The 11,238-nt window shown below is 68.7% G+C and carries 9 protein-coding genes; 5 read left to right on the top strand and 4 right to left on the bottom strand.

What is annotated here, in order from left to right; genetic code table 11:
- Both ACFYXM_RS36295 and ACFYXM_RS36290 read right to left on the bottom strand, forming a co-directional pair.
- Positions 1-908: IS701 family transposase (locus tag ACFYXM_RS36295; RefSeq protein ID WP_389296031.1), on the bottom strand; the 908-nt coding region annotated here is incomplete at its 3' end.
- Between the two features lie 67 nt (positions 909-975).
- A complete protein-coding gene (locus ACFYXM_RS36290; protein ID WP_389296029.1) occupies positions 976-1,287 on the bottom strand; it encodes a hypothetical protein in 312 nt (103 codons plus the stop codon).
- A gap of 324 nt (positions 1,288-1,611) precedes the next feature.
- Between ACFYXM_RS36290 and ACFYXM_RS36285 the strand changes: the two genes are divergently transcribed.
- The 5 genes from ACFYXM_RS36285 to ACFYXM_RS36265 all read left to right on the top strand — a co-directional run bounded on the left by ACFYXM_RS36285 (position 1,612) and on the right by ACFYXM_RS36265 (position 9,539).
- Positions 1,612-3,180 carry a hypothetical protein gene (locus tag ACFYXM_RS36285; RefSeq protein WP_389296028.1) on the top strand — a complete coding sequence of 523 codons (1,569 nt, stop codon included), beginning with the start codon at positions 1,612-1,614 and terminating at the stop codon, positions 3,178-3,180.
- Between the two features lie 131 nt (positions 3,181-3,311).
- The gene (locus ACFYXM_RS36280) at positions 3,312-3,578 is read left to right on the top strand and encodes a hypothetical protein (RefSeq protein WP_389296027.1); all 267 of its coding nucleotides are present in this window, start codon (positions 3,312-3,314) and stop codon (positions 3,576-3,578) included.
- A gap of 405 nt (positions 3,579-3,983) precedes the next feature.
- A complete protein-coding gene (locus ACFYXM_RS36275) occupies positions 3,984-5,939 on the top strand; it encodes an ATP-dependent endonuclease (protein WP_389296025.1) in 1,956 nt (651 codons plus the stop codon).
- Positions 5,936-7,762 (top strand): UvrD-helicase domain-containing protein, encoded by a 1,827-nt coding sequence (locus tag ACFYXM_RS36270; protein WP_389296023.1) that lies wholly within the window; start codon positions 5,936-5,938, stop codon positions 7,760-7,762. The genes ACFYXM_RS36275 and ACFYXM_RS36270 overlap by 4 nt, the downstream gene beginning before the upstream one ends.
- 238 nt (positions 7,763-8,000) lie before the next feature.
- Positions 8,001-9,539, top strand: coding sequence for a UvrD-helicase domain-containing protein (locus ACFYXM_RS36265; RefSeq protein ID WP_389296022.1), 1,539 nt, complete (start codon positions 8,001-8,003; stop codon positions 9,537-9,539).
- 226 nt (positions 9,540-9,765) lie between these two features.
- Here the strand turns inward: ACFYXM_RS36265 and ACFYXM_RS36260 are convergent, their stop codons facing one another.
- Together ACFYXM_RS36260 and ACFYXM_RS36255 are read right to left on the bottom strand one after the other, a co-directional pair.
- Positions 9,766-10,884 (bottom strand): AAA family ATPase, encoded by a 1,119-nt coding sequence (locus tag ACFYXM_RS36260; RefSeq protein WP_389296020.1) that lies wholly within the window; start codon positions 10,882-10,884, stop codon positions 9,766-9,768.
- Positions 10,885-11,021: 137 nt separating this feature from the next.
- On the bottom strand, positions 11,022-11,177 hold the full coding sequence (locus ACFYXM_RS36255) for a hypothetical protein (protein WP_389296019.1): 156 nt from the start codon (positions 11,175-11,177) through the stop codon (positions 11,022-11,024).
- Positions 11,178-11,238 lie beyond the last annotated feature (61 nt).

Here is an 11,238-nt window from a genome sequence, read left to right as displayed (position 1 = left end):
CAGCGGACACCGGCGACGCGGACCAGTTCCCCAAGAGCGACCGGGGCGGGTGACCAGCACAGGTAGAAGGCGAGTTCCCCGGTGGTGCGGTTGCGGCGGATGAGCAGGTGTCGGTGGTCGTCGGTGCCGATGTGGATCCAGGCCCAGTCGTAGTAGCGCGGGCCCTTCGCACCACGGCCGGCGCTCTGCTGCTGCCGGGCGGTGGCGGGCAGGCGTTCGGCGAGGGTGTCCGCGCGGACGGGGGTGCGGCCCTGGTTGATCCGCACCCGCGTCGAGCAGGCGACGGCCATCACGTAGCCGGTCCCGCGTGCCTCCAGGGCGGCACGTAGCTGCGGGTCCTGCCCGTAGGCTTCGTCGCCGGTCACCCACGGCGCCTCCACTCCGGCGTCCAGTGCGGCGGTGATCATCTCCCGGGCCAGGCGGGGCTTGGTCGCGAACCGCACCTCGTCGGGGATCCCGGCCGCCCGGCGGCGTTCGGGATCGGTGCACCAGGACTGCTCGGGCAGGTAGAGGCGGCGGTCGATCAGTGCCCGTCCCCGGCTGGTGGCGTAGGCGAGGAAGACGCCGACCTGGGAGTTCTCGATGCGTCCGGCGGTGCCGGTGTACTGGCGCTGTACGCCTGCCGAGGCATGGCCCTTCTTCACGAAGCCGGTCTCGTCCACGATCAGCACCGCGCCGTCGGTGCCGAGGTGTTCGACGGTGTAGGCACGGACATCGTCGCGGACGGCGTCGGCGTCCCAGCGTGCGTAGCGCAGCAGCCGCTGCATCGGCCCCGGCCGCGCATGCCCGGCCTGTTCGGCCAGCTGCCAGCAGTTCTTCCGCTCCGCCTTCGACAACAGCCCGAGCAGATAGGCACGGGCACTCGCCCTCGGTTCAACTCGTCCGAACCGGCCCGCGATCCGGGCCATGGCCTGCTCGAACATCGCCCGCCAGCGGGTGCCGTCTATGCTGTGACCTGCGGCCACCGCACGATCGTCATGAGTCCACACAACCCTTGATGATCACGCGGTGGCCGTTCCCGTTCTCAAGCGGGTCCGACCCAAGATCGCGAAACCAGACTGGAGTATTAAGCCCCCAGGGGAGCGCATCGCGCAGCTTGTCCAGCGTGTTCACAATGGCCTGGTACTTCGCGGGGTAGTGCTTCGCCCGGTGCGCGGCCATCTCCTCCAGCACCATCCGGGGCACCGCGACCCGATGATGACCGGACTGCCGCAGCTTCCGGATGATGTCCGCCCGCGGGCCGTCGTGCGGCAGCAGATTCACTGCATTCGTATCGAAAATGATCAACTTCGCCTCCGTAGCGAGATATACAACAGTTTTGCCGGGTGGCTATGCCCAGCGCATCCCGATCGCGGATAACTGCTCCACACGTTCCGTCGAGAGCGTCGCGACCCTGCTCCGCTGGTTTCCGATCCGTGCCTCGAGCCGGAGCTCCCGCCCGGGGTGCCTTCGCCTGGGCCGGCTGGAGACTGCGACCGCCCGCACGGGTGCCGGTGCCCGGGCCAGTGGTTTTCAGACGAAAGGCGCTAAACCACCGACGGGAAGTGGGGCAGCGACCACGATGAGCACAACAGCGTTCGCGAATTTGGAGGTTGGCTCAGCTTGGAAAGCATGACGGCTGCGGAGTTGCAGGAGACGTTCGGCATCAGCCGGGCGGACTGGCGGCGGGTGGCGACCGATCCTGGTATGCCCAAGCCGATGGATCCGAAGCACACCCAGGGCGAGACGAAGTGGTCAGGCTCCGGCTTCGTCCGCTGGCTCGCTGCCGAGCACCCCGACCTTGCGCACCTCACCCCGCACCTTCTGCGGCCTGCCGGCCAGGTCGAGTCGAAGTACATCGGCGGCCTGTACGGCAAGGACGAGCCCGCGCTGCGCGATGAGCACTTCGCCGGCCACTGGCGCACCGGCTACGGACGTCTGGCCGTGGTCTATCCGCGCCACCACGCCTTCAGCCCCCGCCTGGCGCTGAAGCATCTGGCCAGGGCGGACACGGTCGTCATGGTCCACGGCGACTGGAGCATCTACGGGCTGCCCAACCTGGTCGCTGTTGACCGCGCCCGGCCGGACGTGGAGTACATGCCGCGGTGGTCGGAGGTGTCCGCCCACATCGGCGCACCGGTGCCGTGGTGGCCGGCGGACCTGCGACGCCGGGAACACCTCACCACCTGGTCCCCGGGCAAGAAGCCGGAAGCGGTGGAAGTGGTGACCTGGCCGTCGTGGGAGCCGCTGTACGACATGGCCCTGCGCGAGGCTCAGGGCACACCCATCCGGGTCGCCTGTTTCTCCCTCGGCCACGAGATGCGCCGCCGCGCGGCAGCGCACGTCGACTGGGAGATCGGCCAGATGAACGGGGATGACGACTCCGGGTCCACGGCGTTCGCGAAGCGCCGGGCGGCGCAGCGCGAATCCATGGTGATTCCGGCATTCCCCGACCGCACCGACCCCGGCGCGAGCGAAGCCGAGGACGACGAGGCAATCCGGGCGGGTGTGGCCCAGCTGTGGCAGCGCACCGGCGAGCTGGCCGTGGAATGCCTGGAACAGATCGGCATGTGGAGCGGGGCATACATGCCGTTCGGCGGCTCCTTCTCGGTGAACACAGCGAATGCCACCCCGGCCGGACGCGAATGGGTCCAGCGTGTCCAGAAGAGCGAACCGACGGCAATCCACCAGGTATGGGAAGGCGACGGCAGCGAGGCCACAGGCACCTTCACCGACCCCGTCACAGGCGCGCCGGTCATCACGAAGAAGGGCTACTACACGTTCCGGTCCACCGATGAAGTGACCTTCCACTCCTACGCTCCCCGCCGCCTCCCCGCCGGCAGCGAGATCAAGGAGGTCATCCTGGACAATCCCATCTGGGTTCGCGTCCAGGACGGCACCCTCTACCCGGCCCCGGTGATGGACGCCCCTGGCCTCTCCTGGGGCTACACCGGCTCCGGCCCCGGCGCCCTCGCCACCCTGATCGGCCGCCTCCTGGACGACGGCGCCGCCCACGCCCTCACCTACGGCGACAAGGGCGACGTACTGAACGGCGAACCCAAACTGGAGAAGTTCCTCCAGCTCAAGCACCAGACCGGCACCCGTCTCAACCGGCGCCTGCTGGAGAACGTACGCGCCAACGGACCGGACAAACTCAGCCTGCTCACCCGCCTGCGCCTCGGCCGGCCCGAAGCCTCCTGACACATCCGACCCCGTAGCTCCCAGAGGGCCGGGCACCTGCTCCCGTGACCGTCTGCCTGCCGGGCGGAGCTGATGGCCAACGGGCGCCTGAAGTCCCCTCCGCGCGGAGGGGACTTCGTGTTCACCGCGTCGTGGACAGCGGCGGGCGGCGGGCCCGCCCCGGGCATCAGACCTGGCGGAGTGTGCTGCCGTCGGCGCACAGCCTGTACAGCCCGATTACCGGCATCGGGCGGCTGGAGGGTCTCGACCGGGCCCGCGGTCAGCTGCGGGTCCGCCGCCCCGGCCGCCTGGACCACACGGTCTATCTCGGCGAACTCGCCATGAACCTGGCAACTGCCTGGATCATCGAGCGCACCGAGCGCTGGCCGGACTGTGACAAATCCGTTGTTGATCACTGAGTGAGTGGTGCCCTGGCTTGTGGATCTGGTGATCGTCACAGGATTTTGGACTGGAGTGGGGTGCTGTTCTGAGCAGGGCTTTCGTGAACGGGGAAGTCGGGGCGGGCACTGAGCTGCGAGTGTGGTGATCGATTCGGATAACGGTGATCGTCGCGGGATTTCATACTCGGGAGGGAGCGGGCCGCCTCCGGGGAGAGCAGCCCAGCTGTGGTTCCGGGGCGGTGGTGTTGCCGTGGCAGGGGGCGTGTCTTCGAGTGGGAGCCCGATCTGTGGCGCGTGTGGGCCGGTAGTCTTCCGTCCCGGGGAAATAAGGGGTGGAAGTTGTATCTGGGGCGCGTCAGAGCCAAGGGTTTCAAGTCGTTGCTGGGCATGGATGTTCCGCTACGGCAGGGCGTTACGGTCGTGGTGGGGGAGAACAATGCGGGTAAGTCGAACTTCATCGACGCGCTTCGTCTGCTGACCGACCCGCTGGATGGCCGACGCAGCAGGTGGTGGGAGGCTGAAGACGTCCATCCGTGGGCGGAGAGCGGCGCGGAACTTACCACCGTTTACGGAGGGTTGACGCCCGCCGAGGCCGGTACCCATCTGCAGGCCCTGGTACCGGAGGCCGAGGAGCCCGGACTTCCAGAGGGCCACCGTGCCCGCTACACCGTGAAGTTCACCCGGCCGCCTGCCGATTCCCGGCCGCAGCGTCCGGTGTGGTCGGCGGGCCGGCTACTGGACGATCCGGAGCCGGAGGCACGCCGCGCGATCCGGCACGTCTACCTGCCGCCGATGCGCAACGCTCAGCAGGAGCTGGCTTCCAGTGCCGGAAACCGGCTGCGGTTGATCCTCGCCGCAGAGCTGGGTGCGGAGGAAGCCATCAAGGACTTCGAGCGGGAACAGGCCGATCACTTCAGGCGCCTTGAAGAGCACGAGAAGATCGAGGCGGCCCGTAAGAGGATCAACGACCCGCTCGGGTTGCTGACCGCCGGGGCGCATCCCCAGCACATGGGACTGTCGTTCGCGGACCCGACGCTGGTGTCCATCGCCCGGGCGCTGCGTACCCGGATGAGTGATGAGGGCCTGGCCGTCGAAGACATCACACGCTCAGGCCTGGGCTATGCCAACCTGCTGTACATCGCCACGGTGCTGGCCGAGCTGGAGGCCGCCCGGGACGCGGATCTGACTCTGTTTCTGGTGGAGGAGCCCGAGGCGCATCTCCATCCTCAGTTGCAGATTCTGCTGCTGGACCATCTGAGGGCTCAGGCCCTGCGCTCCCAGCAGGTACCGCCGCCCGCTGAGGGAGCGCCCCTGGGACGCATCCAGGTCGTCATCACCACCCATTCGCCGGTGCTGGCCGCGGCCACCACCGTCGAGGACCTGGTCGTCCTCAAGCGCTGCCGTACTCTCGCCCCGCACACCACGGGAGCAGACGCCGCTGCCGAGGCGGACGATGCCCCCGTCAGTACTGATGCCGACACCGAGGCGAAAGAGAAGCCGGCGGACTTCGCGTTCACCACGGCTGCTGTTGCGGTAGCGAAGATCCCCTTCGCCAAGCACGAGGCCGCCAAACTTGACCGCTACCTCGACATCACCAAGAGCGCCATGCTCTTCGGCACCCGGGTGATCCTCGTCGAGGGCCTGGCCGAGGCACTGCTGATGCCCGCCTTCGCCGATCTGGTCCTGTCCGCGCTGCCGCAGGAAGAGCAGCGCAGGGCCAAGGCCGTCTTCCGCGGTACCTGCATCGTTGCGGTCGACGGGGTGGACTTCAAGCCGTACATACGGGCCCTGCTCGCAGGGGTCGGCGGCATACGGATCGCAGACCGGGTCGTGCTGATCACCGACCAGGACCCCCGGAAGAAAAAGACCCTGCCGGAACAGGACGACCAGGACCAGCTGGACGCCGAGACCACCTCGCTGCCCGCAGCAGAAGCGACCGGCACCGTCTCCGAGGTCGCAGCCGCCAGCACTGGCAGCGACGAGGAGCCGGAAGTCGGCTTCAACCGCGCCTCCTACCTCCGCGACAACCTTCGTGCGTGGGACGTGCCCGACGAGGCATTCCACATCGCTGAGAGTAAACCCACCCTGGAACCCGAACTGATGCGCCCGGAGACCAACCAGACGCTCCTCGCCGAGACGTTCTTCGACCTGCGCCCGCGCTCCCAGCACCGCTGGAAACCGATCGAGGAAGCCACCACCTCCGAGGAACGGGCGGCCGCGTTCGGAGTCCTGTTCACCTCTGAAATCGGGCTGCCCAAGGGCGATTTCGCCTACCGCCTGGCGGACCGCCTCACCCGGGAACCGGGCGGGTTCACAGTGCCCGAGCATCTGGCCGGCGCCATCCGCTGGATCTCGAGAGTGGACGAGGCGACCGCATGAGCGACATCGAGGAACAGCGCGAGCAGGCCCGCGATCAGCAACAGCAGGCGGTCTATGCCTCAGCCCCCCTCTTCGTCCGCGCCTGCCCCGGCGCCGGTAAGACCCGGGTCCTGGTAGACCGCCACTGCCACACCCCGCCCGGACGGCGGCGCACCGGGCGCGCCCTGCTTTCCTTCACCAACGTCGCCGCCGACGAACTGCGCGAACGCTGCACGGGCCGGGCCGGCCGTACCGACCTGACGGTCTTCCCGCACTACATCGGCACGTTCGACAGCTTCCTGTGGCGCTACCTGGTCCGGCCCTTTCTGCCCGCCGCCCCGCCCTGGCAGCATGTCCTGTCCTGGGACCACGTTCCCGGCGCCATCGTCGGCCCCCGCAAAGTCCCCCTGCCCGCCTTCGACTTCCGCTACGACCCCACCACCCGGCACACCAGCGTCGCCTGGCCCACCGCCGGCCAGTACCTGCACAACTCCCAGCTGACCGAGGACGACTACCTGGCCCGGGCCAGGACGGCCCGCGAGCGGCTGTGGCAGACGAACGGCTACATGACCGGGCTCGAGGTACGCATCGCAGCGCTGGAGCACGCCGGCGACCCCGCCTGCACCGATCTGCTCGCGCACCGCTTCTTCGAGATCATCGTCGATGAGGCGCAGGACTGCTCCGCACTCGACCTGGCCATCCTGACCCGCCTGCACCGAGCCGGCATCCCGCTGGTGATCGTCGCCGACACCGACCAGGGCATCTACGAGTGGAACGACGCCCGCCCCGAAGAACTCCACGAGTTCACCCAAGCCATCGGCGACCACCTCGAACTCACCGGCAACTGGCGCAGCAGCCCTGCCATCTGCCAGCTGGCCGCCACCCTGCGCCCTGCCGCGCGCCGTACCCCGGACATCGCCGTCGGCGACCACCACGACGCCGCCCGGCCGTTGCTCCTGCTGCCCTACGGCAAACACCGCAAGCAGACCTCTGCGCTCACCAGCAGCACCGACGCCGGCGAAGTGTTCACCGCCTGGGCCTCCCACGCAGACATCGACGCCGTCGACTGCCTGGCCCTGGCCCACCGCAACATCGCGGTCCCCAAGGCCCGTACCCGGCCCGCTCCGCAACTGCCCAAGGACCAGAACGCCATCGCGCTGGCCTGGACGGCCGCCGTCTTCTCCGCCACCGACACCTCGCCCGCCTCCCGCGCTCACGCCCTGACAGCGGCCACCACCTTCCTGCGTGAGTACTGGTATCCCGACGAACCCGGCACCCTCACCGAACTCCTCGCTCAGCACGACCTCAGCCCTGCGCTCCTGCGCCGCCGCGCGGCAGCCTTCCTGCACGCACTGCCAACCGTGGACGAAGCGCCAGCACGTGAGTGGCGCAAACAGGCCCGCCTCATCCTGCAGAACCAGACGCCTCCCACCCGGGCCATCGCGTCGGCCCCGCCTAAACTGCTGTCCCTGCCCACCGCCGACCTCGACAAGCCCATCCGCTCACTGATCGGACTTCCGGAACAGACGGACGAGGCCATATCCACCCCGACGATGCGCAGTTCCAGCATCCACCAGGCCAAGGGCAGCGAAGCCGAGGCCGTCCTCATCCATCTCCCCAAACCGCAGGACATCACCAAACTGATCGACGCCTGGACCAGTCCATCGACAGACACCGAGTCCAGCGAGCTGCTGCGCGTCTACTACGTTGCCATCACCCGCGCCCGACGCCTGCTGGCGCTGACCTACCCCTACTCCAAGCACAGCGACGTCACCGCACTGCTGGACGTGCACCACATCGAGTACCAGACCGAGACCGAGCCGCCCCCGCCCACAGCGCCCTGACGATCCCCAGCCGCCTCTTCGGTGCATCGGCTGTCGGCCGCGTAAGAAGCCGCCCGGGCCGCGTCCTTCCGGCACGGTCTGCGCGGCCGCTGGTACACAGTCGCCACCCCGAACCGGTCCGCCGTCCGAATTTTCCCCGAACTGCGGGCACGGATCCGGAGATCGCCGGACAGCAGATGTCTTGGTGTGTCACTTTGCGATTGCGCCGTGAAGCCGCACCCACACCTTGAGGAGCACCATGCCCGCACCTACTGCCGAACAGAGCGGCGCCATCGACGCCTTCCGGCGCGGGGATCACCTGGTCCTGCAGGCCGGCGCCGGAACCGGCAAGACGACAACCCTGTCGATGATCGCCGCCGGTACCGGCAGGCGGGGCCGGTACATCGCCTTCAACAAGGCCATCGCCACCGAGGCCTCCCGCAAATTCCCCAGCAACGTGCTGTGCAAGACGATGCACGCGCTTGCATACGCCGCAGTCGGGTACCGCTTCAGGAACCGGATGGATGCGCCCCGCGTCCCGGGGTGGAAGACCGGAGCGGCCCTGGGCATCAACATCAACATGCGTGTGCGGATCGGCGAGCGCAACGTCACCAACAAGGCCCTCTCCTACACCGTGCTGCGGACCGTCACCCGCTTCTGCCAGTCCGCGGATCTGGCCATCCAGCGCCACCACGTCCCGCGCCTGCGCGGCATCGAGTCCGAGCACCTCCACGCCCAGCTCGTCGACCTCGTCCTGCCGTACGCGAACCAGGCGTGGAAGGACCTGCAGAACCCTGAGGAAGGAGTCGTCCGCTTCGACCACGATCACTACCTCAAACACTGGGCCCTCACCCAGCCGCGCATTACCGCAGACTTCCTGCTCCTGGACGAGGCCCAGGACACCAACCCCGTGGTCGAGAAGGTCTTCAACGACCAGCGGGACCACGCCCAGCTGGTGATGGTCGGCGACTCCGCCCAGGCGATCTACGGCTGGCGCGGAGCGCGAGACGTGATGAGCGACTTCGAGGGCACCGAGCTCGCACTGTCCCAGTCGTTCCGCTTCGGCCCCAAGCTCGCCGCGGAGGCCAACCGGTGGCTGGGCATTGTTCACGCCCCCATCCGCCTGGTCGGCACCACCGCGATCAACACCCGGCTGGAACGCGTCGAGCAGCCGGACGCGATCCTGTGCCGCTCCAATGTCGGCGCGATGCTCGAAGTCATGCGCCTGCTCGACGAAGGCCGCCGCGTTGCCCTGGTCGGCGGCGGAGAGTCCCTGCGGGCCCTTGCGAGAGCAGCCCGCGACCTGAAGGCCGGCAAACGCAGCACCCACCCCGAACTGATCCTCTTCGAGTCCTGGGGCGAACTCCAGGAGTACGCCGAATACGACCCCTCCGGACGGGACCTCCTGCCGCTGGTCGATCTCGTCGACGAACACGGCGTCGATGTCATCCTCAGCGCCGTGGACAGGCTCGCCGACGAGCAGGGCGCCGAAATCGTCGTCTCCACCGCCCACAAGGCCAAGGGCCGCGAATGGGCCTCCGTCCGCATCGGCGAGGACTTCACCGAACCCGTCGACCAGGAAGAGACCAACGAGCACGGCGACCCGCTGCCCGGCGACATCGACGACGCGGAGGCCCGCCTCGCCTACGTCGCCGTCACCCGCGCCCGCCACCAACTCGATCTAGGCGGCCTGTCCTGGATCAACCAGCACCCCAGCGGCAACCTCGGCAGCAAGCGCCCGCCCCAGCCCTCAGGCTCACCGTCGCCCTGGGACCTGCTGGGCCCCTCGCCGAACTGACAGCCGGTCCACCGTGCACGGCTGGTCATCGTGCGCCTGGCACCAAGACCCACATAGCGGCTCCACGGCCTTGGCAACCGGGAAAAGCGCCCTGGCGCAGCCCCGGCACCGGCCGCTCACTGCCCATACCGGCCAGCCACGCCACAGGCCGCAGCCCACGGCACCGGCCTGGCCTGCTGTCGGTATCCGCGGGGTTTGGCTGCCCACCTCGGACCTGGGGTTCGTTTCAGGGGCCGAGACGGGCCGTGGCGGCGTTGATTTCTTTCATGGTGATGTTCTCGCTGCCGGTGCGGATCGCGGTGACGGCGGCGGTGGAGATGACGTAGGTGAGGGCTTTGAAGTAGCCGCCGGTGCGCCGGTGCAGTTCGACGGCGTGCTTGCTCAGCGCGTGTTCCTCCAGCCGGTACAGGCTCAGGTCTGCCTCGAAGCCCATCAGTACTTCCCTGAAGGTCTTCTGGTCCTCGGCGTTCAGGGGCAGAGGATGCAGCCAGGTCACCGGCAGCAGCGCGCTGGGGGAGGGCGGGGCGGGCACGACCGGCTGCCCCGCCCATTCGAGCCGCACCCGGTTCTCCTCGCTGACCCGGGCCAGGTCCCCGGCCAGGACGCGGGCCTGGTGCAGGAGGTGGCTCGCGCCGGTGCCGCAGAAGACGAGGGAGATGCCGAGTTTGTCGCGCAGGTAGTCGAAGTAGGGCAGCACGCCTGCCAGCTGCTGCGCCGTGGCACGGTTGACGTCGTCGATGAGCATCAGACGGGTCTGCGCCGTCTCCAGGACGTAGTTGACCGGCAGAGTCAGGTCCGGGTGGCGGCGCATCTCCAGGACTTCGGCGAGGCTCTTCGGCTCGGGCTGGAGGCCCAGGTAGGAGGCGATCTCCCAGACCCAGTTCACCTTCGACTCCGGGTCCGCAGGGGCGGTGATGTGCACCACCGGGATCGTGTTCTGGCGCCTGCCGCCCGTGCCGGCTTCGATCTCCTGCTGGGCGGCGCGCCCCGCCGCCCGCAGCAGGCAGGTCTTGCCGGTGCCGGAGGGCCCGTCGATGACATGGTCCATCAGACCGTCCCGGCGCCCGCTGCCCAGGTGGACCGCCTGGACGACGACCTCCTGCATGTGGGACACAGCGTCGGTGGGCACCATACGCAGATGGCGGTGGTAGGCGATGGCCTGCTCGTCCTGGCGCCTGCCCGGACCGGGGCTGCTGCCGATCCGCGCGGGCGGTTTCACATCCTCGTCGACGAAGTGGTTCCAGCCGGTGACCTGGAACAGCGGCGGCGGCCGCATCGGAGTGTCCTTGAGTTGCTGGCGCAGGCGCGCCTCGCGCTTGTCGCGCAGTTCCACAGACGCTTTCATCGCTTTAGCCCTCTCGCGCGCGGTCTGGCGGTTCACTTGCCTGGGCACGGCCGGCTCCGGCGCGACGGACGCGCCTCGCGGGCCGCTGAAGCGCCCTTCTCGGTCACGGCTCCATGCCGCCGGACACGTCCACCCCCTCACACGTCGACGTCCTCATCGCTGTCGTCGTCCGTACCGGAGCCGAGGTCATCGAGGAGTTCGGCCTCGATCACCTCGTGCTCCTCGGCCGGCGCCCCGGTGGCGGAGGCGTCCGGATCCCCGCCGGAGCTCGGCGTCGACGTGCCGTGGCGCATCGAGGGCGATCATCCGGCGACGGCGTCCCCCGCCGATGCACCGTTCACCTCGGCGGTGCTG

It is taken from the genome of Streptomyces sp. NPDC002476 (assembly GCF_042889785.1).
Lineage (GTDB): Bacteria > Actinomycetota > Actinomycetes > Streptomycetales > Streptomycetaceae > Streptomyces.
This window is presented reverse-complemented; position numbering and strand designations above follow the sequence as displayed.